The organism is Arcobacter rhizosphaerae (assembly GCF_049472155.1).
Classification (GTDB): Bacteria; Campylobacterota; Campylobacteria; order Campylobacterales; family Arcobacteraceae; genus Arcobacter_B.
On the sequence record NZ_JBMOVW010000001.1, the window covers coordinates 381,114 to 404,286 of the forward strand.

Sequence of the window (23,173 nt, forward strand, 5' to 3'; positions counted from 1 at the left end):
TTAAGTAAATAAGAGAAATTAAGTCCCATTAATTGGGACTTAATATAAGAGAAGTATTTAATAGTTGATAGCAACTTTATAGTTTGGATCATCTTCTTCATAAGTACAAAATGGTCCAGCATTTTTAAGAATTTTTTTACAATCTTTACTTAAATGTCTAATAACAAGCTTTTTATTTGCATCAGCATATTTTTTTGTAATTGCATCAATTGCTTCTACTCCTGAAATATCCATAACTCTAGCATCTTTAAAGTCTAATACAATATTTTCAGGATCATTTTCAATATCAAAGTTTTCATTAAAAGATGTAACACTTCCAAAAAATAAAGGTCCATCAAATTCATATACTTTTGAACCATCTTCTTCTACGTGTTTGTTAGCTGTAACTTTTGCGTGATTCCATGCAAAAACTAAAGCAGAAATAATTACACCAGAAATTACTGCAATAGCTAAATCTTCAACAATTGTAATACCTGTTACTGTTACAAGTACAAAAGCATCACTTTTCGGCATTTTTGTAATTCTAGCAAAAGAACTCCATTCAAAAGTTCCGATTGAAACCATGAACATGATACCCACTAAAATAGCAACAGGAATAATATTTAAAAGATCAGTTAATGTAGCAACTAATAAAATAAGTCCAATAGAAGCTACAACACCTGATAACCTTCCAAGACCTCCTGATGTGTAGTTGATAATAGATTGACCAATCATTGCACATCCTGGCATTGCACCAAAGAAACCACAAGTAATGTTTCCAGTACCTTGAGCAATACACTCTTGATTTGCACTACCTCTTGTATTACTAATCTCATCTAAAACTGATAAAGTCAGTAATGATTCAATAACACCAACAAGTGCAACAATAACCGCATAAGGAAGTACAAGCATAAATGCATCTAAATCTAAAATTACATCAGGAACATGAAATTGTGGTAATAAACCTTTAAATTCTGTTAAGTTTGCTAAATCACCTACAAGTTTAGTATCAGCCCCTGTAAAATAAACAACAAGAGTAAATAAAATAATAGCCACTAAACCACCTGGAACAGCAGATGTAAGTTTAGGTAAAAAGTACATAATAGCCATTGTTCCGATGATAATCCCATACATAATCATTCCAGCACCATCTAAAAATTTAAATTGACTAGTAGCAATAACGACAGCTAAGCCATTTACAAATCCATGAAGTGCAGGTTGAGGAACTAAACGAATAAATTTACCCATTTTAAAAGCACCAATTAAAATTTGAATAGTCCCTGCAACTATACCTGTAAGAGTAATATATTGAATTATTCCAAATGAAAGTGCATCACCTGTTAATCCTTGAGCAATTAAAATCTCTTTTGATGCAATACTAACACCTACTAAAACAATCGCAACAGCACCTGTAGCACCAGATATCATACCTGGTTTTCCACCCATTAAAGCAGTAATTAATCCAAGAATAAATGCAGCATAAAGACCAACTATAGGACTTACTTGTGCAATAAATGAAAATGCAATAGCTTCAGGTACCAATGCAACTGCTACAACAAGTCCAGATAAAATATCACTTTTAGGGTTTTTCCCTATAAAAGTATCTTTTATGTTTAACAAATTTTTAACCTTTGTGTTTGTATTAATTCGCGATGATACCTAAGATGTACTTAATCTTAGTTAAATGATTTTTTCAATAAAATAATGCGATGAAATATAATTTTTTTAAATCAGTTACTTTTAAATTGATAATGTTAGTTTTTATTGTAATGTTTGCTTTAATAACTGCATCGTTGATATTTAACTCACATATTGATAAATTAAAAAATCAAATTGATAATATCTATTTTGGGAATTTTATACCTATTGTAAAATTAGAAAAAATTCAAGATAATTATAGAAAAATTATTTCATGTCGAACTCTAAGATATATTTGTGATTTTAAAAAAGAACAAGCAACTATTGAGAAAGAGTGGGCTTACTATTTTAGTGCTTACAAAAATACAAAAGAAAAAGAAGTAGTTAAAAGTGTTGATAAATCAATAAAAGAAACATTTAAAGTAAATAAACTTCATATTTTTAAAAGAGTAGTAAAAAAAATTGACTATTTAATAGAGTATGAAACTCAAATGGCATTTAAACAAAGAAAATTGTTTTTAGTTGATTATCAAAGTATGAAAAGCTATTTACTTTATAGTGTTATTTCTATTATAATTTTATCTTTTGGATTAATCGGATTTATTATTTTACAAGTAGTGAAAAAAGATAACCAATTAAGAATTCTTAACAAGAAATATAAAATAGATTCTATTACAGATGGAATGACTAAATTATATAATAGAAAATATTTTGATACAATTTTTGATAATATGCCATTTATTGCCAATGCAAATAACTGGCAATGTGCTTTTATAATTTTAGATATTGATTTTTTCAAACAATATAATGATACTTATGGCCATGATTTAGGTGATGAAACACTTAAAAAAGTAGCTAGTACTTTAAAAGATTATTTTAATCAAAAATACGAATTTGTATTTAGATTAGGTGGAGAAGAGTTTGGTGTAGTACTGTTTGATATAGATGAGACTACTTTAGAAAGCTGTTTGGAAGATATTAATAGAAGAATTATTGATTTGAAAATTGAACATAAAGGTAGTAAAATACTTGATGTTGTTTCAGTATCAATTGGAGCTATAATGTATCAAGCAAATAGTTATATTTCAGCTAATAAATTATATAAATTAGCTGATGAATGTTTATATAAATCAAAGCAAAATGGTAGAAATCAATACCATATTCATAAAGGGGAACAATGACATTTTTGTTTAATAAAAACAATCATTTCAATTTAGCAAATATTGTAACATTTTTTAATATTACAGCAGGAATATTCGCAATTTATTTTATAACTCATCAAGAGTTTTTTGCAGCAGCACTTTTTGCATGGCTTGCAGGGGGTTTTGATATTATTGATGGAAAAATTGCTAGAAAATATAATCTATCTACGGAGTTTGGAATACAATTAGACTCTTATGCAGACTTTTTATCTTTTGTTATTGTTCCTACAATGTATATTTATTTTGCAGTAATTGATACAAAAGAGTTAGAATTAAATACTGTATTAGTAATTTTTGCATTTGTTTATTATGTAATTTCAGGTCTTAGAAGATTAATTCAATTTAATATTAATTCAAATGAAGGTGAAGTTTCAAAATATTTTACTGGAGTTCCAACACCACTTGGTGCAATTTTATTATGGCTTACATATCTTGTATATTTAACAGGATTTATAAGTGAAACTATAGTTTTAATATTAATGATTATAATAGGTTTTTTATTAAATTCAAAAATCAAAATTCCTCATCCTTAAGTAGCATAGTTAATGAATGAAATTGTAAGTATTGATTTAGGATCAAACTCTTTTAGAGTTTTGAAATATAATTGTAAAGACGAAAAGATTATTGCAGAGTATAATGAAGTAGTAGGTATGGCAGATGGTTTAGTTGATACAGGACTAATCTCAAATGAAGCCATGCAAAGAGTAATTGATGCTATAAATAAATCTATTGAAATAGTTGAATATGATACAAAAAAAGCAGTTGCAGTAACAACAGCTGCTATGAGAAAAGCTAGTAATAATCAAGAAGTATTGAAATATTTAAAAGAAAAAACTGGTGTTGCTTTTACAATTATTGATGGAGAAGAAGAAGCTAGATTAACTTTATTGGCTGTAAAATATGCCTTAAAAAGAGAAAAAATTAACTCATCAAAATTTATACTTTTAGATATTGGTGGAGGTTCTACAGAAATAATAGTAAATACAAATGATACTTATCAAGCTCATAGTTTTGATTTTGGAATTGTAACTATGACACAAGAGTATTTACATTATCATGATTTAAATAGTGATTTAGAAAAAAGAAAAAAAGAAATAAAAAAGTATTTAGATTCTTTAGAAATAAATTTAGATGAATATACTTTTGTAGCAACAGCTGGCACACCTACTACTGTTGCTGCTGTAAAATTAGGTCAAGACTTTTTCTCTTATGATAAAGATATTGTAAATGGAACGATTGTAAACTTAGATGATTTACAAACTTGCTTAACTTTACTTTCTAACTCTTCAAAAGAAGAGATTACTAAACTTGTTGGTCGAGGTAGAGTTGAATTTATAGAAGTTGGTATTTTTATTTATCAAGCTATTTATGAGGTTTTAGAGAAAACTGAATCTATTGTTTTAGATGATGGTTTAAGAGAAGGTGTAGCTATAAATGCCTGTTTAGTGTAAGACTTAAGATAAAAGTCTTACACTTTGTTCTTGTACTATGTTCGCTTGAGATGCTGCTAAATATCCACTGTTTGCATTTACATTTGTTTTATTAAAGTCTGTTGATTCTTTTCCAAAATCTCTATTTTGGTTAGCTTTATTTTGATTATATAAATTCTGTTGTTCTATTATGTTTTCTTTAGCACTACTTTCTAATCTATTTCCAAATTCAGTAAATTCAGAAGTAATACTTTGTAGTTGTCTTGAGGCTTCTTCAACTTGTTTTGAAACTCTTTGTAAATCTTCAGGGTTATTTAGATTTGCTTCATTCAATTCTCCAAAAATATCATTTGCTATTTGTGGCGTATTTGGTTTTTCTATAGAAAAATTGTTGTTACTTGTATTTATTTCAATATTAGTTGATTCATCATTTAATTCTTGATTTAATAAAGTTTTATTATTAAATTTTGTTTCATAAGCAATTTGATTGAAGTTTTTTAAATCTTCATTTATTTCTTGTTTTATATCATTTTTATCTCTTGCTTCATATTCATAGTTCTCTACTTTTTGTAAATTATCTTGAATATTTGAAAGAAATTCATTTTGTTTATTTAAAGCATTTTCAGAAATTTTACTAATAGCAAGACCTTCATTTATTGATTGAATATTTAATGATAACTCATCTCTTTTTTGATTATATTGATTTACAGATAATACTAAAGATGCATTTTCTACATTTTCAATCTTTTCACTTTGGTGGGTTCTCCCACTTTGAAGGGAGGTAGGGGTATTATTAAGGGTATTTATATTGTTATTAATATTATTTACATCCATAATCACTCCTTACTATTTATCTAATTCTTAAATTATATTTAAACTTAACTAAAAAAATGATAAAACAAATAATTTAGGTTTTTATATCTAAAGGTTAATTAATATAATTTTCTATATAATATCCACTTATTTTAAAACGGAGAATTATTATGAAAATGACGGGCGCACAAATGGTTGTAGAATCATTACATCAAGAAGGGGTTGAAGTAGTATTTGGATACCCTGGAGGCGCTATTATGAACGTCTACGATGAAATATACAAACAAAATTATTTTCAACACATTTTAAATAGACATGAACAAGCATCTATCATAGCTGCACAAGGTTATGCAAGATCAACTGGAAAAGTTGGTGTTGCTATTGTTACATCAGGGCCAGGTTTTACAAATGCAGTTACTGGTTTAGCAGATGCTTATATGGATTCTATTCCTTTGGTTGTTATTTCAGGGCAAGTTCCTACTACTATTATTGGAACTGATGGATTTCAAGAAATAGACGCTGTTGGTATTTCAAGACCATGTACAAAGCATAATTATTTAGTAAATAATATTGATGATTTACCAAGAATTATTAATGAGGCATTTCATATCGCAAGTACAGGAAGACCAGGTCCTGTACATATTGATATTCCAAAAGATATTACAGCTGAGATATCAAGTTTTAAATATCCAGCTAAACTTCATTTGCCAACTTATAAGCCAACTGTCAACTACAATAAAAGACAGTTGAAAAAAGCAATGGATGCAATATCTAAAGCAAAAAAACCATTATTATATATTGGTGGAGGTGCTGTTTTATCTAACTGTGGATATGAAATCAGAGAGTTTGCTAAAAAAGCAAATATACCTGCTGTTGAAACACTAATGGCTAGAGGTGTAATGGGTCACGATAATCCATTATTCTTTGGTATGCTTGGTATGCATGGTGAGTTTGCAGCTAATATGGCTGCTTATGAAACAGATCTTTTGATTTCTTTAGGTGCAAGATTTGATGATAGGGTAACTGGAAGACTTGATGAATTTGCTTCAAAAGCAAAAGTAATTCATGTTGATATTGATCCAACAAGTATTGGAAAATTAGTTACTCCTGATTATCCAATTGTAGGAGATTTAAAACTTACTGTAGAAGCTATGATTGAAGCAGCAAATGAAGCTGATTTTAATGATTATTCTAATTGGGTTGAATTATTAACTGATTATAGAGAAAAAGAACCTTTAAGATATAATGATTCTAATGAGGTTATTAAGCCACAATGGCCAATTGAAAGAGTAGGGCAATTACTAGGTGAAAGAGCTGTTGTTTCAACAGACGTTGGACAACATCAAATGTGGACAGCACAGTTTTATCCTTTTGCATATCCAAGACAATGGATTACATCTGGTGGATTAGGAACTATGGGATTTGGACTTCCTGCAGCTTTAGGTGTTGCAAGAGCTATGAAAGGAACAGATAAAGTTTCTGTTAACTTTACAGGTGATGGTTCAATTTTAATGAATATTCAAGAATTAATGACTTGTGTAGAGTATGAATTACCAGTAATTAATATCATTTTAAATAACAATTATTTAGGTATGGTAAGACAATGGCAAACAATGTTCTATGATAATAGACTTTCTGAAACAGATTTATCTGCACAGCCTGATTTCCCAAAATTAATTGAAGCATTTGGAGGACTTGGATATAGAGTTACAACTAAAGAAGAGTTCGATGCAGCATTAAATGATGCAGTTGAAAAAGGTAAACCTGCAATGATTGAAGTAATTGTTGCAAGAGATGAGGAAGTATTGCCTATGGTACCAAATGGTCATGCTTTAAATGAAATGACATTAATCGAAGGAGCAAAATAATGTTTAAAGATAATCACTATTACGATACAGAAGAAATCAGACAGGTTATATCTGTTATTGTTATGAATGAAAACAGTGTTTTATCTAGAATTGTTGGACTATTCTCTGCAAGAGGTTATAATATAGATTCTTTAACTGTTGCCCCTATAGAAGGAAGTGAATACTCAAGAATGACAATTGTAACAACAGGTGATAAAAGAGTAATTGATCAAATTGTAAAACAATTAAATAAATTGATACCTGTTTTAAAAGTAAACGAACATAGAAATGTTGTCGAAAAAGATACTGTAATTATGAAGTTTTCATTAGATAATAATTTATCAGATATTGATGTAATAGCAAGAGCTTATCATGGTTCTATTCAAAATGTAACTAGTGAAGCTATTATTGTATCAGCTACTGATTCTAGTTCAAGAATCATGAACTTTATTAAAATTATGCAAAAATTTAATCCACTTGAAGTAGTAAGAAGTGGTATTGTAGCAATGGAAAGATAAGAGAATATTCTCTTATCTTTTTTACTATATAACTCTATAAGGATACTTATGACATTACAAGAAATAGCGAAAACTTTAGAGTTAGAGTGTGACAGTAAGATTGAAATATCTGGATTAAATACTCTTAAAGACTCAAATAAAAATGAACTAACTTTCTTAGAAAATAAAAAATATATAAATGATTTAGAAAATACAAAAGCCTCAGTAGTATTAGTAAAAGAAGAGTATGCTACAAGTGTACCAGATGGTACAATAGCTTTAATTTGTGAAGAGCCTTATTTAGCATTGGCAAAAATTAGTAAACTTTTTGCACCTAATATTATAGAAATAGATGGAGAAAAACCTAAAATTGGTGATGGAACAAAAGTAATGCCAAATGTTTATATTGGTAAAAATTCATCTATTGGTAAAAACTGTACTATTATGGCAGGAGTTTTTATTGGTGATAATGTTATTGTAGGAGATAATACAGTTTTATATCCTAATACAGTTGTTTATAGAGATTGTAAAATAGGAAATGATTGTATTATACACGCTGGAACTATTATAGGTAGTGATGGTTTTGGTTTTGCTAATACTAAAGATGGAAAATATATTAAAATCTATCAAAATGGAAATGTAGAAATTGGAAGTGATGTAGAAATTGGTGCAAATTGTACTATTGACAGAGCAGTATTTAAATCAACTATAATTGAAGACGGAGTAAGACTTGATAATTTAGTTCATATTGCACATAATTGTAAGATTGGAATGGGTTCTATTCTTGTTTCTCAAGTTGGTTTATCAGGTTCTACTACTTTAGGTCACTATGTTGTAATGGGTGGTCAAAGTGGTACAGCAGGACACTTAGAAATTGCACCATTTACAACGATTGCTGCACGTGGTGGAGTTACTAAAACAATTACTGAGCCTAAAAAGTCATGGGCTGGATTTCCTTTAATGGACCATAGAACATGGTTAAAATTACAAGGAAGAATAGCAAAATTATTAAAATAAGGGATATAAAATAGCTAAAAAAATTATTTCACTAATTGTATTATTTATCTTAGTATATTTTGAATATGCTACTTTTTTTAGTAGTAAAGAAATAGTAGGTGAATTTGGATCTACTTTCGCAAAGTATTCATTAGAATATTTTGGTTTTTTATCATACATATATCTATTTTTATTTATTTATACTTTGTATGTTGTTAATTTCAAAAAAGATTTTGATGTAAAAGATTTTATTGTAAATCTTTCAGTTGTATTACTTATACTTTTTGTTTCTTTGACACTACAAGCCTTACTTGTTGAAGGAAAATTTAGTGGTAAAATAGGAAATATACTAATAGAATCATTAAGTCCTTTTATTGGTAGAGCAGGGCTATTTATTTTTGTACTTGTAGGATATGTTATTTCATTTATGGTTGCTTTTGAAAATAGTGAAATGGATTTTCAAAAAGTTAAAAACATAAAACAAAGACTTAAATTAAGAAGTTCTCAAAATGAAGCAAAAAAAATTGAAAATAAAAGAAGAACAAAAAGAAAAGAACAAAAAGTAAGAGTTAAAGAAACAGGTAATGTTGCTGAAATTACTTTAGAAAAAGAAGTAAAACAAAATGATTTTAATACAAATGATTTTGCTGTAAAACCTGATATGTATGAAGTTATTGAAGAAGTAAAAGATGAAACTTTAAATGCACAAGTTGATAATGTAGAAACTCAAAATAATGCTAATATAGAAGAACCACCTGTTATTGAAGAAGTTGCAGTTGAATCTCATGGCGTAATAGTTGATGAACTTGAAGAAAATAAAAAGCTTCTTGATGATATTGAACTAGGCCAAACAGAAAAACCTAAAGATTTTAAGTTACCTCCAACAAAGTTTTTTCAAAAAGCACCAAAAGATAATAAATCAAAAGTTTCTGAAAGTGTAATTGATCAAAAAATTTGTGATCTATTAGATAAGCTTTCAATGTTTAAAATTGAAGGAGATGTTGTTAGAACTTATACAGGACCAGTTGTAACTACTTTTGAATTTAAACCAGCTCCAAATGTAAAAGTTTCAAAAATTCTAAATCTTCAAGATGATTTAGCAATGGCTCTAAAAGCACAGACTATTAGAATTCAAGCTCCAATTCCAGGGAAAGATGTAGTAGGAATTGAAGTTCCAAATGAAGATAGTCAAATTATTTATTTAAGAGATATGTTAGATAGTGAACTTTTCCAAAATGCAAAATCACCTTTAACAATGATTTTAGGTAAAGATATAGTTGGAAAACCATTTGTAACTGATTTAAAGAAATTACCACATTTACTTATTGCAGGAACTACAGGTTCTGGTAAATCAGTTGGTATTAATTCTATGATATTATCTTTATTATATAAAAACTCACCAGATAGTTTAAAGCTTGTTATGATTGATCCAAAGATGCTAGAATTTTCTATGTATAATGATATTCCTCATCTTTTGACTCCTGTTATTACAAAAGCAGGTGATGCAATAAATGCCTTATCAAATATGGTAAGTGAGATGGAGCGAAGATATACTTTAATGTCTCAAACTAAAACTAAAAATATTGAAAACTTTAATGAAAAAGCTGCAAAACATGGACATGAAAAAATGCCATATATTGTCGTTGTTATTGATGAGTTAGCTGATCTTATGATGACAAGTGGTAAAGATGTTGAGTATTCAATAGCAAGACTTGCTCAAATGGCAAGAGCTGCAGGAATTCACCTAATAGTTGCTACTCAAAGACCATCTGTTGATGTTGTAACAGGCCTTATTAAAGCAAATTTACCTAGTAGATTATCATATAAAGTTGGTCAAAAAGTAGATTCTAAAATAATTCTTGATTCTATGGGTGCTGAGTCTCTTCTTGGTAGAGGAGATATGTTATTTACCCCTCCTGGAACTTCAGGTCTTGTAAGGATTCATGCTCCTTGGTCAAAAGAGGAAGAAATCGAAGAAGTTGTTGAGTTTTTAAAAGCCCAAAGAGAAGTTGAATATGATATGAATTTTATTAAAGATTCAAACTCTTCTAGTTTAGGTGCTACATCATCAGATGCAGAACTTGGAGACTTAGATGAATTATATGAAGATGCTAAACAAGTTGTTTTAAGTGATAGAAAAACTTCAATTTCATATATTCAAAGAAAACTTAGAATTGGATATAACAGAGCAGCTACAATTGTAGAGCAATTAGAGCAAACAGGTGTACTTTCAGAGGCAAATACTAAAGGAAATAGAGAAATTTTAGTATAAGCCAATATTTTTATTGTATAGCTTAATTTTAACAGACTCTTTTTTTATTTTATTTATGTTAGAATAAATAAATTATTATTAAGGAGTTTGTTATGAATACAAGTATTGTAGGAAGACACATAGATTTAACTGAGCCAATAAAAGATTATATTAATAGCTCTGTAGAAATATTCAAAAAATATAACTTAGATATTATTTCTGTTAATTCGATTATTTCTCAAGAAGAAAAACATGGTAAAAAAGCATTTTCTTTTGAATTTACATTAAATGTAGCACATTTAGATACTATTGTTGTAAAACAAAAAGATAAAGATTTATATTCTGCAATTGATATTGCAGTAGATAGAGTTTCGAAAGTTTTAAGAAGACACCATGATAAAATCACTGGACATAAAGCTACAAAACTAACTGAAGTAGAATCACAAGTAATAGAAGATCAAATTGCTAATGAATTAGAAAAATTTGAAGAAGAGATTACTCCTGTTAGATTAACTTCATACAAACCAATAGATATTGAAGAAGCATTAGCTGACTTAAAAAGTTCAGATGCTCAATTTAAAGTATTCTATGATAAAGATGATAACATGAGAGTACTTTACAGAACTAAAGAAGAAGGAAAATTTGGATTATACTAATCCTTTTTTTCAACAAAAAAAAGAGGTATTAGCTATAGCTAATACCTTTTTTTATTTATTTAAAATTATAGGAGTTCATAAAAATGAATACTGAACTAAAAAAAATTGCATTAATTGGTCAACCAAATGTAGGTAAATCTTCACTTTTTAATAGAATTGCAAAGCAAAGAATTGCTATTGTATCGGATTTGGCAGGAACTACAAGAGATATTAGAAAACATGAAATCGAGATTTTTGATAGATCTGCAATGATGCTAGACACTGGTGGTATTGATGAAACTAATGATGCGATATTTTCTAATGTAAAAAGAAAAGCTATTGAAACTGCAAAAGAGGCTGATATAATACTTTTTATGGTTGATGGTAAGAAAATACCTGATGATAAAGATAAAGAATTATTTTATGAGCTTCAAGCATTAGGTAAGGAATTAGCTTTAGTTGTAAATAAAATTGATAATGACAAAGAAAATGAAAGATTATGGGAATTTTTTGAGTTTGGAATTTCAGATGAAAACTTATTTGGAATTTCTGTATCTCATAATAGAGGTACTAAATCTTTGTTTGAATGGATTTATAATCATCTTCCTGAAACAATTGAACCAGAACTTACAGAAGAAGAACAAAATAAACTTGAAGAAGCATTGAAAAGTGAAGACTCTTTAGAGAAAGCTAAAAGAGAAGAAGTTGATGAGAAAAATATCAAAGTAGCTATTATTGGTAGAGTAAATGTAGGTAAATCATCTACTTTAAATGCAATAATTGGAGAAGAGCGATCAGTTGTATCTGAAATAGCTGGAACAACTATTGACCCAGTTGATGAATCTTTTGAATATAAAGATAAAAATATTACCTTTGTTGATACCGCTGGTCTTAGAAGAAGAGGTAAAATTGAAGGCATTGAAAAATTTGCTTTAATGAGAACTAAAGATATGCTAGAAAAAGCAAATGTTGCTTTAGTTGTACTTGATGCTTCAGATGTTTTTAGTGATTTAGATGAAAAAATTGCAGGTTTAGTTGATCAATATGGTTTAGGAACGATTATTGTATTAAATAAATGGGATGAAAATATGGATACCTTCCAAAAACTTGAATCAGAAATTAGAAGAAGATTTAGATTTTTAGAATATGCTCCAATTATCGCAATTTCTGCTAAAACAGGTAGATCGGTTGAAAGATTAAAAGATAAAATTATTGAAGTACATGAAAACTATACTAGAAGAATCCCAACATCTGCTTTAAATAGAGTAATTGAGCAAGCAGTTATTAGACATGCCCTTCCAAGTCCTGCTGGTAATTATTTGAGAATTTATTATGCAACACAGTTTAGTGCACAACCTCCAAAAGTTGCATTAGTTATGAATAAACCAAGAATGCTTCATTTCTCTTATAAAAGATATTTAATTAATTTCTTAAGAGATAACTTTAATTTTGAAGGTACACCTATTCATTTAATCGCAAGAGGTAAAAATGATAAAATTGGTGATGAAGAGTATTTAGAAGAGAATAATTAACGTTTAAAATGTAGAGTTTAATTTTGCAAAGAAAAATATATTTACTTAATAATCTTAAATATGATAATGTTGAAAATATTGAAGTATTTAAGATTGAGTATCTAAAAAAAGAAATTGATTTTACTAAATATGATGCATTAGTTTTTACATCAAAAAATGCAATTTATGCTCTTGAAAATAGCTGTTCTAAATGGAAAGATATTCCATCTTATGTTATAGCTTCAAAGACAGCAAAAATATTAGAAAAATATAATGGAAAATTAAAATTTGTTGGAAATTCAGGTCATGGAAATGATTTTGCCAAAGAATTAATACCTCTTTTAAAAAATAAAAGAACTTTGTATTTAAAAGCAGAAAAAACAGTTTCAAATTTAGTTGAAATTCTTAAAAGCAATAATATTGATATTGATGATATTGTAGTTTATAGAACATACTGTAATAAAATAGATATGGAACTTGAAAAAAACAGTGTAATTATTTTTACCTCTCCATCTAGTGTACAATGTTTTTTTAAAAATTTCCAATGGGATGAAAGTTTTAAAGCAGTTGCTATTGGTAAAACTACATTAAAATACTTGCCTTTTGATATAAAAACACATTTAAGTTCTAAAACTTCTGTAGAAGAGTGCATAAAAGTAGCTTTAACTCTATAAGTTTAAACTCAAATTTAATAAGTTTTGATAAAATAAAGAATATCTAAACAGTTCGGGATTTCCATCGTTGAGGGTCCGATACTGTGTTTTTGTATGTAATCGTAATCGTATGGTGTGCAGCAATTTACCATTTGGTATTTTTGCTCCTAAAGTACAATTCTTACGTGCAGTTATTGGCTTTTGTGGGCCATTTGATGGTTAACGGCTGTTTGGATAACTTAACATAACTTAAAAAACTAATAATACAAGGAATTATCGTGAATATATTGATACTAGGAAGTGGTGGTAGAGAATACTCTATTGGATTAGCAATATATAATGAAAATGCTCATAATTTATTTTTCATGCCAGGAAATGGTGCAACTTCGCAATTAGGTACAAATATTAATATTAAAGATTATAATGAATTAGCACTATGGGCAAAAGATAATTCTATTGATTTAACAATTGTAGGACCAGAGGCTCCATTAGTAGATGGTGTTGTTGATATATTTAAAAGCAATGATTTAACAATTTTTGGACCAAGTGCAGCAGCAGCTCAACTTGAAGGTTCAAAAGTTTATATGAAAAATATACTTAAAAAGTACAACATACCAACAGCAGCGTTTATTGAAACAACTTCTGAAGAAGAAGCTCATAATTTTATTGATACTATGAATGAACCGATTGTTGTTAAAGCAGATGGTTTATGTGCTGGTAAAGGTGTAATTATTGCACAAACAAAACAAGAAGCAAAAGAAGCTGCAAGTGATATGTTATCTGGTTCATCTTTCGGTGATGCAGGTACTTCTATCGTAGTAGAAGAGTTTTTAGATGGTTATGAATTATCTATTTTTGCTATTTGTGATGGAGATAACTATAAAGTACTTCCAGCAGCACAAGATCATAAAAGAATAGGTGACGGTGATACAGGACCAAATACAGGTGGTATGGGTGCTTATGCACCAACTCCTTTAGTAAATGATGATATTTATAAAAAAGTAGAAGAAAGAGTTATAAAACCAACACTTGAGGGTATGAAACAAGAAGGTGCTCCTTTTGAAGGTGTATTATTTATAGGTGTTATGGTTGTAAAAGGTGAACCAATTATTTTAGAATATAATGTAAGATTTGGAGATCCAGAATGTGAGATTCTAATGCCATTACTTGAAACGCCAGTGTCAGAATTATTTTATAAAGGTGCAACTAAACAGTTAGATAAATTAGATATTAAAATCAAAAATGAATTTGGAGTAGGAGTTGTAATTGCTAGTGAAAATTATCCTTACTCTTCTTCTAAACCTGCTGAAATAATTGTAGATGAAATAATTGATGGAGACTTAAAAGCTAATTCTCATATTTCTTATGCAGGTGTTTCTAATGAAGATGGTAAATTAATGGCTACAGGTGGTAGAGTATTAGTTTGTGTAGGTTTTGGTAAGACGATAAAAGAAGCAAGAGATAGAGCTTATGATTTATGTGGGCAAGTTCACTTTGCTGGTAAAAAATGTAGATCAGATATTGCATATCAAGCATTAAAATAGAGATTAAATAATGCAAGAAAATAGTTCAAATGATCTTCAATTAGCAACACTTAGTTCAAGAGCAATGGCTTTTATAATTGATGATTTGCTTGTTACTTTTTTAATTATTGCTATGTTTTGGGATAAGATAATTAATGCAGGCAATAGTATGGAATCAATGGTTTATTTAATGAAAGTAGAGATTGTAGGTCCACTGATTATGTTAAAAGTTATATATCATACTTTTTTTGTTTGGTATTATGGTGCTACAATTGGTAAAATAATTACTAAAATTAGAATTATTGATTATAAGAGTTTAGGAAGAGTTTCAATATTTTCTTCATTTCTTAGAGCTGTTGGTAGAGTTTTCTCTGAATGGTTTGTTTATATAGGTTTTATATTTGCATTCTTTAATGATGGAAAAAGAACTTTTCATGATTTTACTGGTAAGACGTTGGTTGTAAATGCTTAGAAGTGTAGTAGCCCCATTAATATTATTATCAGTATTTTCTTATTCAAAGGAACTAAATAATGAAAAGTTCCAGCTTCTTGCAAAAAATATTGATACAAAAAATAGTACTGTTATTGCAAATGGTGATGTAGTAGTTTTTTCAAAAAGTTATTATATAACAGCTGATAAAATTATTTATGATAAAGAAAAAGAAACTTTTGAATTATTTGATAATGTATTAATTTTAAAAGATAACAATATCCAAACACAAAGTGATTATGCTTTTTTAGATATTAATGATGATACATACAATCAATCACCTGTTTTACTTATGGAAAAACAAAGTAATTTATGGATTAATTCAAAATCTTCTAAAAAAAATAAAACTGAAATTGAATTAGAAGATTCTATTATCTCTTCATGTGATTGTATAGATCCTGTTTGGAGTATAAAAGTATCATCTGCTTCTTTTGATACAGAAAATAAATGGTTACATGCATATAATACAAGATTATATATAAAAGATGTTCCAGTGTTTTATACACCTTATTTAGGGTTTCCTACAGATAAAACAAGAAGATCAGGTCTTTTAATACCCACTATTGGTTACTCAAAAAATGATGGAGGTTTTTATTCTCAACCTATATATTTTGCTCCTGCAAAAAATTATGATATTGAATTAATACCACAAATTAGAACAAAAAGGGGATCAGGGCTTTATGCATATTATAGATTGGCTGATTCTCCTTATTCTTTATTAAAATTAAAAACTGGTTATTTTGAAGAAAAAGATGAGTATAGAAAAAAATTTGATTTAAAAAATGAAAAACATTATGGTTGGAGTATTGATTATGAAAGAACAAAACTTTTTTCTGAAAAAAACTCTCATCAAGATGGTTTATATGCATCAATTAATTGGTTAAATGATATTGAATACAAAACAGTTGAAGATGAAGAAAATATTATATCTACAGAGAAAAAAGTTGAGTCAAAATTAAACTATTTCTATAATACACCGGAGTATTATGGTGGTTTGTATGCAAGGTACTATATTGATACAGATTTAGATTCAAATGATACAACATTACAAGAATTACCACAAGTACAGTTACATTCATATAATAAAGATTTAGGACTTAAAAACTTAATTTATTCAATAGATGCTAAAGCAATAAACTATGAAAGACAAAAAGGTTTAAATGCAACTATTTATGAAATGAGTTTGCCAATTAGTTATACTAAATATTTTTTAGATGATTTTTTATATATTAATTTAGAAAATAAAAGTGTAATTAGTAGATATCAATATTCAAACTCTAATGCAACTTCTTTTGATGACGGTACTTTAGTTCAAAATGAATCATCTATTACTCTAGGTACAGATTTAATTAAACCTTATAAAGATTATTTGCATACTATTAATTTAAGTGCAAAATATTCATATCCAAAAAATATGCAAAAAGATGGAGATTTATATAATATTACAGTAGAAAAGGGTGATTCTAAGTATAATGCTTTAGAACCTTTTCCTATAGTTCAAGGGAAAAAGAATATTAAATTACAATTGAATCAATCTTTATATTCAAAAAATAATTTTAAGCAAATTATAAATCATAAAGTATCACAGTCAATTTTATATGATGAAAGTGATAATGCCAAGTTTATGGATTTAGAAAACTTTGTTAAATATAACTATTCTTATGGAACAATTACAAATAAAATAATTTATAATGTTGAAGATAAACATTTTACAGAAAATACTTCAAGCTTTACTTATAATTATGAGAATTTCAAGTTATCTTTAGGTTATTATAAATCAAAAGAGACACTTAATTCAAATAAAGAAGAGTTAGAATCATATAGAATTAAAACTTCTTATGATATTTCAAATGATTATAGAATTTCATATTATGAAAATTACAACTTAAAAGATGAAGTAAGAAATAAGCAAGGTATTGGATTTGATATTTTTGATAGATGTTGGGCATTAGGTTTAAAATTTGAAAAAGAAGTTGTTCCTTCAACAAGTACTAATACAGAAGGAATTAATCAAAATATTTTATATTTAAATCTTGAACTAAAACCTCTTGGTGGGATTAAGCAGAAATATAACTTTAAGGATAGAAATGAATCCTGAAAGTAATATCTATTTTAAAAATAGAGAAGTAGCAGCTTATAGATTACTTGATGTGATGCCCATAGATAAAATGAAACTTGAAAACTGGACTGTTATATCTAGTTCTTGTAGTGGTTATGAAATTGCAAAGATTATTGCAGATACATTAAATGCTAAACTTGATATAATGATTAGTGAAAAAATTGATGCACCTTCAAATGATGAGTGTGAAGTCGCTATTGTAACTGAACATGAAGAAGTTGTTATTCATGAAGAATTAGTAAAATGTTTTGATATTAGTTTAGACTATATCTATGCTAAATCAAAACAGGTTTACGAAAACGTAGTGTTAAATAAAGTCAATAGATTAAGACATGGTAATCAAATAGCTACATTAGAATATAAAAATGTTTTAATCGTTGATGAAGGAATAAATACAGGTCTTACTATGATGGCTTGTATAAAAACAGCAATTAATTTAGGTGCAAAATCTATTTCAGTAGCAACACCTATATTGCCAACTGCAAGTATTCAAACAATTGAATCTATTGCAGACGATTTGTATTATGTTAAAAAACTAGATCATTTTATATCAATTGATTTTTATTATGACAGTTTAGAAGATGTAAAGTTTGAAGATTTAGAAAAAATAAAAAAGGATAAGTAAGTATGTCAACAGTTTGTGAATTTGTATTAAATGAAAAAGAAGAAATTTTTGAATTTGGAAAGGTTGCTAAGCAGGCAAATGGCTCTGTATTAGCAAAATTAGGGAAAGCTGTGGTTTTAGCTACAGTAGTTAGTGAGTTTGATAACCCAGTAGATGAGGATTTCACTCCATTAACTGTACAATATGTTGAAAAAACTTATGCAGCTGCAAAATTACCTGGTGGTTTTATTAAAAGAGAAGCAAAACCAAGTGAATTTGAAACTTTAACATCAAGAGTAATTGATAGAAGTTTAAGACCATTATTCCCAAAAGGTTATGTTTATCCTACTACAATTACTGTGATGGTTTTAAGTGCTGATAAAGATGTTGATTTACAAATGTTAGCTTTAAATGCTGCTAATGCTGCTTTATATACTTCTAATCTTCCTATAAAAAAATCTGTATGTGGTGTAAGGGTTGGTAGAATCGAAGGGGAATATGTAATTAACCCTACTTCTACACAATTAGAGGAATCTACATTAGATTTATATGTAGCTGGTTCTAAAGATGAATTATTAATGATTGAAATGAAATCAATTTCTTCATCAGAATTAGTAGAAGTTGATATTGAAGCTTTTACAAAAGTTCATAATGCAAATGAAATGGATGAAGCACAATTAGTAGAAGCAATCGATGTTGCACAAAAAGCATTATATGAATCAAATACTACTTATGAAGAAGGTTTTGAAAGTGTGTGTGCTCCAATAAAAGAAGTAGAATTAGTAGAGTTTAGTATTGATGAAGAAGTTATTAATTATGTAAGAGATAACTATAGTTCAAATATTAAAGAAGCTATTAAAAAACTGGCAAAAAGTGAAAGAGCAACAGAACTTAAAGATGTAGCTAAACTTATTGCACAAGATGAAAATTGTGTTTCAAAAGAGATTGAGTATAGTATAATTTATGAAGCAGTTTCAATTGTAAAAAGAGAATTAGTAAGAGATATGATTGTAAAAGAAAAAGTAAGAGCAGATGGTAGAGGTCTTAAAGATGTAAGACCTATATCAATTGATACAAATATTTTACCCTCAGCACACTCTTCTTGTTTATTTACAAGAGGTGAAACACAAGCTTTAGTTGTAGGAACAATTGCAGGTTTAAAAGATGGGCAAATGTATGAAGTTTTAACAGATAAATCAACATCAATGGAAAACTTCATGGTTCACTATAATTTCCCAGGTTTCTCTGTAGGTGAAGCGAAACCTATGTTTGGTGTAGGTAGAAGAGAATTAGGACATGGTAACTTAGGGAAAAAAGCGCTTGAAGCTACTATTGACAAAGATTATACAGAAACAGTAAGACTTGTATCAGAAATTTTAGAATCGAATGGTTCTTCTTCAATGGCTACAGTTTGTGGTGGTTCATTGGCTCTTAAAGCAGCAGGTGTTCCTATATCTGGTTTAGTTGCAGGTGTTGCTATGGGTATGGTTGTAGAAGGTAATGAATATTCTGTTCTTACAGATATTATGGGACTTGAAGATCATGATGGAGATATGGACTTTAAAGTTGCAGGAACTAAAGATGGAATTACAGCTTTACAAATGGATATTAAACTTGGAGGAATTGAGCTTTCTGTATTAAAAGAAGCTTTACTTCAAGCAAAAGAGGGTAGAGAACACATCTTAGGAATTATGGAAGAAGCAGCCCAAGAGATTGTTCCAAGTGAAGCTTTACCTTTAGTTGAACAGTTTGCAATTGATCCAAGTAAAATGATGGTTGTAATTGGAAAAGCTGGTGCTACTATTAAAGAAATAATTGAGAAGTTCTCAGTTGCTATTGATTTAGATAGAAATTCAGGTAATGTAAAAGTAAGTGGAGAGTCTAAACAAAATGTTTTAGATGCTTGTGAACATATTAAAACAATTTCAAATAACGCAACTTCAAGAAAAGAACCAAAAAGTGTAAATTTTGAAGATTTATATAAACCAGAAGATATTTTAACTGGAAAAGTTGAAAGAATAGTAGACTTTGGTGCTTTTGTATCTTTACCAAAAGGTGGTGAAGGATTATTACATATTTCAAAAATCTCTAAAAAAAGAGTAAACAATGTTTCTGATGTTTTCTCAGTAGGAGATAATGTAGAAATCAAAGTATTAAATGTAAAGAAAGATAGAATAGAATTATCTTCAGCTTCTCTATAAAAACAAAATAAAAAGACTTAGGTCTTTTTATTTAACTCTTTAAACAATAAATAATTTTAAACCTTACCTCTATAGTAATAAAAAGTAACACATAATGTTTATTATTTATAACTTTTATGATATAATAAACAACTATGCAATAGCAATATATTCTAAAGTTTGCTATTCAAATGTAATATACTAAGAATTATTTATAATTATAAACTTACATTAATAATTCTTACGATAGTATAGTAAAAATAATTTTTTTAAAAAACTAAGGGGTTTTATAATGGCTAAGCTTTTAATTGTAGATGATTCTACTATGCTAAGAGATATGCTGAACTACGCATTAAATGAAGGTGGATACACTGATGTAACAGAAGGTGTTGACGGTGTCGATGGTTTGGCTAAAGCTAAGGCTGAAGAGTTTGATTTGATCATAACAGATGTTAACATGCCAAATATGGATGGATTAACGCTAATAGGTGAATTAAGAAAACTTCCACAATATTCAAAAAAGCCTATTTTAGTTCTTACAACTGAAAGAAGCGATGAAATGAAAGCAAAAGGTAAAGCAGCTGGTGCTACTGGTTGGATTGTTAAACCTTTTGTTCCAGATCAATTACTAAAAGCTGTTAATATAGTTTTAAGTAGATAATAAAAAGGGGTTGCCATGTCATTTGATATTTCTAAATACAGAGAAATGTTTCTAGAAGAAGCTGAAGAGCTTTTTGAATCTGCTGATAATGTATTATTAGAAGCAGAAAATAATGGAACATTAACTGATGATGAAATGGGTCAATTATTTAGAGATGTACATACACTTAAAGGTAGTGGTGCATCTGTAGAATTGACTATGTTTGCTGAATTTACTCATGATGTTGAAAACATGATGGATAAATTAAGGAATCACGAAATAGAATTTATTCCAGAAATGGCAAGTACTCTTATTGATGGTTTAGACGTAATGAGAGAGATTCTTGATTTAGAAGTTGCTGAGGATTTAAATAGAGAAACATTTGAAGAAATGACAGCTGCTCTTTTAGAAGAAATTAGAGCATACTCTAGTGGAAATACTCCTGTTACTAAGGAAGAGCCGAAAGTTGAAGCAAAAATAGTTACTCCTGAACCAGAAAAAGAGATTAAATCTGTAGATCATATAGAAATTGATAATGACAATATTGGGTTTTTTGATGATGATTTAAATGACCAAAGAAATAGTAATGCTTATGGTATTTTCGAGGATGATTCAATTGACGAGGAACATAAAAATTATGGTTTCTTTGATGATGATTTAGAAGAATTAGCTCAAAGTATAAATGATTCAGATGATGACATGGTTGACACAGATGATGATAGAGAAAACTTTGGTTTCTTTGATGATGTTCCTTCAATTACTCCTGATGCTGTTATGGAAACAAGCAATGTTATTGAAGAAGTAAAAAAAGAAGAATCTTCTGTTCCTTCAAAAGAAGAAAAAACTGAACAAAGTAAGTCAAATACACAAGCTCAAGCAAGTGTAGAAGATAAAAAAGCAGTAAGAAAACCAAGAGAACAAAAAGAAGGTACAAAAAAAGCAGCAGCAAGTAGTAATATTAGAGTAAATCTTGATAAAATTGATTTACTTATGAATAATGTGGGGGATTTAGTAATTACTAATGCTATGTTAACTCAATTTGCTACTACTATAGAAGCTGCAAAAACAAGAAATGCAGTACTTGAGAGATTAGAACTACTTGAAAGACATATTAGAGATATGCAAGATTCAATTATGAGTATCAGAATGGTTCCAATGGAATCAATTTATTCAAAGTTCCCTAAAGTTGTGAGAGATATTTCAAGAAAACTTGGTAAAAAAGTAGAGTTTATTCACTATGGTGATAATGTTGAGATTGATAAAGCAATGATTGAGGGATTAACAGATCCTTTAATGCACATTATTAGAAACTCACTTGATCATGGATTAGAAACTACAGAAGAAAGAATAGAAGCTGGTAAGTCAGAAGTAGGTTCTATTACTATTTCAGCTGAACAAGCAAATGGGCAAATGATTATTACTATTGATGATGATGGTAGAGGAATTAATGCTCAAAAAGTTGCTCAAAAAGCTTTAGATAATGGACAAATTGATGAGAATCAATTTAATACTATGAGTGATAAAGAAAAAGCTATGCTTGTATTTGGTGCAGGAGTTTCAACAGCAGATCAAATTACTGATATCTCTGGAAGAGGTGTAGGAATGGATGTTGTAAGAACTAATATCCATAAATTAGGTGGAGCCATTGAATTAGATACAAATGTTGGAGTAGGTACTACGATTACAATCATGTTACCTCTTACACTTGCTATTCTTGATGGATTAGATATTGCAGTTGGAGATAAAAAATATATTTTACCTTTAAGTTCAATTGTTGAATCATTACAACCAAGTTCAGAAATGATTAAAAAAATTGGTGATGGTACACAAGATTTATTAATGTTAAGAGAAGAATTTATTCCTGTAGTAAGACTTCATGATCTATTTGGTATAGAGAAAAGCTTTGACAAACTTGAAGATGGAATGTTAATTGTTGTTAAATCAAGTAATACAAAAGTTGCATTATCAATTGATGAGTTCTTAAATCAACATCAAGTAGTTGTTAAGCCATTAGATAAAAACTTTAGAAGTGTACAAGGTATTGGTGCTGCTACAGTTAGAGGAGATGGAAGTATAGGTCTTATTTTAGATGTTGTTGGTATTATTAATGCTCAGATAAAAAGAGAAAAAGATATGAGCTTTGCTAAAAGAGCTTCATAGAAAGT

General features: G+C 28.4%; 19 protein-coding genes. 17 read left to right on the forward strand and 2 right to left on the reverse strand.

Features of this window, described 5'->3' with window-relative positions; all coding sequences use genetic code 11:
• Positions 1-57: 57 nt before the first annotated feature.
• Positions 58-1,599 (reverse strand): SulP family inorganic anion transporter, encoded by a 1,542-nt coding sequence (locus ACH5BH_RS01895; RefSeq protein ID WP_404304140.1) that lies wholly within the window; start codon positions 1,597-1,599, stop codon positions 58-60.
• An 89-nt stretch (positions 1,600-1,688) separates the two neighbouring features.
• On the opposite strand from ACH5BH_RS01895, the gene ACH5BH_RS01900 reads away from it, so the two are divergent.
• From ACH5BH_RS01900 to ACH5BH_RS01910, 3 genes are read left to right on the forward strand one after another with little or no spacing between them, the layout of a single operon-like run.
• Positions 1,689-2,798, forward strand: coding sequence for a GGDEF domain-containing protein (locus ACH5BH_RS01900; protein WP_404304139.1), 1,110 nt, complete (start codon positions 1,689-1,691; stop codon positions 2,796-2,798).
• Positions 2,795-3,352 carry a CDP-alcohol phosphatidyltransferase family protein gene (locus tag ACH5BH_RS01905; RefSeq protein ID WP_404304138.1) on the forward strand — a complete coding sequence of 186 codons (558 nt, stop codon included), beginning with the start codon at positions 2,795-2,797 and terminating at the stop codon, positions 3,350-3,352. The genes ACH5BH_RS01900 and ACH5BH_RS01905 overlap by 4 nt, the downstream gene beginning before the upstream one ends.
• A 12-nt stretch (positions 3,353-3,364) precedes the next feature.
• A complete protein-coding gene (locus ACH5BH_RS01910; protein ID WP_423297272.1) occupies positions 3,365-4,270 on the forward strand; it encodes a Ppx/GppA phosphatase family protein in 906 nt (301 codons plus the stop codon).
• 3 nt (positions 4,271-4,273) lie between these two features.
• On the opposite strand, the gene ACH5BH_RS01915 is transcribed toward ACH5BH_RS01910, so the two are convergent.
• The gene (locus ACH5BH_RS01915; RefSeq protein WP_404304136.1) at positions 4,274-5,083 is read right to left on the reverse strand and encodes a flagellin N-terminal helical domain-containing protein; all 810 of its coding nucleotides are present in this window, start codon (positions 5,081-5,083) and stop codon (positions 4,274-4,276) included.
• 149 nt (positions 5,084-5,232) lie between these two features.
• On the opposite strand from ACH5BH_RS01915, the gene ACH5BH_RS01920 reads away from it, so the two are divergent.
• From ACH5BH_RS01920 to ACH5BH_RS01985, 14 genes are all read left to right on the forward strand, one after another.
• Complete coding sequence (locus ACH5BH_RS01920; RefSeq protein WP_404304135.1) at positions 5,233-6,930, forward strand: acetolactate synthase large subunit; 1,698 nt, start codon at positions 5,233-5,235, stop codon at positions 6,928-6,930.
• Positions 6,930-7,427: an acetolactate synthase small subunit gene (gene ilvN, locus ACH5BH_RS01925; protein ID WP_404304134.1), complete on the forward strand. Its 498-nt coding sequence runs from the start codon at positions 6,930-6,932 to the stop codon at positions 7,425-7,427. The genes ACH5BH_RS01920 and ilvN overlap by 1 nt, the downstream gene beginning before the upstream one ends.
• Positions 7,428-7,475: 48 nt before the next feature.
• Positions 7,476-8,423, forward strand: a complete 948-nt coding sequence (gene lpxD, locus ACH5BH_RS01930) for a UDP-3-O-(3-hydroxymyristoyl)glucosamine N-acyltransferase (protein ID WP_423297273.1) — start codon at positions 7,476-7,478, stop codon at positions 8,421-8,423.
• A gap of 10 nt (positions 8,424-8,433) precedes the next feature.
• Positions 8,434-10,674 carry a DNA translocase FtsK 4TM domain-containing protein gene (locus tag ACH5BH_RS01935; RefSeq protein ID WP_423297412.1) on the forward strand — a complete coding sequence of 747 codons (2,241 nt, stop codon included), beginning with the start codon at positions 8,434-8,436 and terminating at the stop codon, positions 10,672-10,674.
• A gap of 92 nt (positions 10,675-10,766) precedes the next feature.
• Positions 10,767-11,309 (forward strand): ribosome hibernation-promoting factor, HPF/YfiA family, encoded by a 543-nt coding sequence (hpf, locus tag ACH5BH_RS01940; protein ID WP_404304131.1) that lies wholly within the window; start codon positions 10,767-10,769, stop codon positions 11,307-11,309.
• An 83-nt stretch (positions 11,310-11,392) separates the two neighbouring features.
• The gene (der, locus tag ACH5BH_RS01945; RefSeq protein ID WP_423297274.1) at positions 11,393-12,820 is read left to right on the forward strand and encodes a ribosome biogenesis GTPase Der; all 1,428 of its coding nucleotides are present in this window, start codon (positions 11,393-11,395) and stop codon (positions 12,818-12,820) included.
• Positions 12,821-12,843: 23 nt separating this feature from the next.
• Positions 12,844-13,473: a uroporphyrinogen-III synthase gene (locus tag ACH5BH_RS01950; protein WP_423297275.1), complete on the forward strand. Its 630-nt coding sequence runs from the start codon at positions 12,844-12,846 to the stop codon at positions 13,471-13,473.
• Positions 13,474-13,730: 257 nt separating this feature from the next.
• A complete protein-coding gene (gene purD, locus ACH5BH_RS01955; RefSeq protein WP_423297276.1) occupies positions 13,731-14,996 on the forward strand; it encodes a phosphoribosylamine--glycine ligase in 1,266 nt (421 codons plus the stop codon).
• A gap of 10 nt (positions 14,997-15,006) precedes the next feature.
• Positions 15,007-15,447 (forward strand): RDD family protein, encoded by a 441-nt coding sequence (locus tag ACH5BH_RS01960; RefSeq protein WP_404304127.1) that lies wholly within the window; start codon positions 15,007-15,009, stop codon positions 15,445-15,447.
• Positions 15,440-17,563, forward strand: a complete 2,124-nt coding sequence (locus ACH5BH_RS01965) for an LPS-assembly protein LptD (protein ID WP_423297277.1) — start codon at positions 15,440-15,442, stop codon at positions 17,561-17,563. Before ACH5BH_RS01960 ends, ACH5BH_RS01965 begins: the two co-directional genes overlap by 8 nt.
• Entirely contained in the window at positions 17,553-18,209 is a 657-nt protein-coding gene (locus tag ACH5BH_RS01970; protein ID WP_404304125.1) for a phosphoribosyltransferase family protein, read from the forward strand. Before ACH5BH_RS01965 ends, ACH5BH_RS01970 begins: the two co-directional genes overlap by 11 nt.
• 2 nt (positions 18,210-18,211) lie before the next feature.
• A complete protein-coding gene (locus ACH5BH_RS01975) occupies positions 18,212-20,389 on the forward strand; it encodes a polyribonucleotide nucleotidyltransferase (RefSeq protein WP_423297278.1) in 2,178 nt (725 codons plus the stop codon).
• Between the two features lie 271 nt (positions 20,390-20,660).
• Positions 20,661-21,029 carry a response regulator gene (locus ACH5BH_RS01980; RefSeq protein WP_404304123.1) on the forward strand — a complete coding sequence of 123 codons (369 nt, stop codon included), beginning with the start codon at positions 20,661-20,663 and terminating at the stop codon, positions 21,027-21,029.
• Between the two features lie 15 nt (positions 21,030-21,044).
• Entirely contained in the window at positions 21,045-23,168 is a 2,124-nt protein-coding gene (locus tag ACH5BH_RS01985) for a chemotaxis protein CheA (RefSeq protein ID WP_423297279.1), read from the forward strand.
• The last annotated feature ends 5 nt before the right edge of the window (positions 23,169-23,173 follow it).

Coding starts and splice junctions, on each gene's coding strand:
- der (WP_423297274.1), top strand. CDS start 11,393: ATGAATACTGAACTAAAAAAAATTGCATTAATTGGTCAACCAAATGTA.
- ACH5BH_RS01915 (WP_404304136.1), bottom strand. CDS start 5,083: ATGGATGTAAATAATATTAATAACAATATAAATACCCTTAATAATACC.
- lpxD (WP_423297273.1), top strand. CDS start 7,476: ATGACATTACAAGAAATAGCGAAAACTTTAGAGTTAGAGTGTGACAGT.
- ACH5BH_RS01970 (WP_404304125.1), top strand. CDS start 17,553: ATGAATCCTGAAAGTAATATCTATTTTAAAAATAGAGAAGTAGCAGCT.
- ACH5BH_RS01900 (WP_404304139.1), top strand. CDS start 1,689: ATGAAATATAATTTTTTTAAATCAGTTACTTTTAAATTGATAATGTTA.
- ACH5BH_RS01975 (WP_423297278.1), top strand. CDS start 18,212: ATGTCAACAGTTTGTGAATTTGTATTAAATGAAAAAGAAGAAATTTTT.
- ACH5BH_RS01910 (WP_423297272.1), top strand. CDS start 3,365: ATGAATGAAATTGTAAGTATTGATTTAGGATCAAACTCTTTTAGAGTT.
- ACH5BH_RS01960 (WP_404304127.1), top strand. CDS start 15,007: ATGCAAGAAAATAGTTCAAATGATCTTCAATTAGCAACACTTAGTTCA.
- hpf (WP_404304131.1), top strand. CDS start 10,767: ATGAATACAAGTATTGTAGGAAGACACATAGATTTAACTGAGCCAATA.
- ACH5BH_RS01905 (WP_404304138.1), top strand. CDS start 2,795: ATGACATTTTTGTTTAATAAAAACAATCATTTCAATTTAGCAAATATT.
- ACH5BH_RS01985 (WP_423297279.1), top strand. CDS start 21,045: ATGTCATTTGATATTTCTAAATACAGAGAAATGTTTCTAGAAGAAGCT.
- ACH5BH_RS01980 (WP_404304123.1), top strand. CDS start 20,661: ATGGCTAAGCTTTTAATTGTAGATGATTCTACTATGCTAAGAGATATG.
- ACH5BH_RS01920 (WP_404304135.1), top strand. CDS start 5,233: ATGAAAATGACGGGCGCACAAATGGTTGTAGAATCATTACATCAAGAA.
- ilvN (WP_404304134.1), top strand. CDS start 6,930: ATGTTTAAAGATAATCACTATTACGATACAGAAGAAATCAGACAGGTT.
- ACH5BH_RS01965 (WP_423297277.1), top strand. CDS start 15,440: ATGCTTAGAAGTGTAGTAGCCCCATTAATATTATTATCAGTATTTTCT.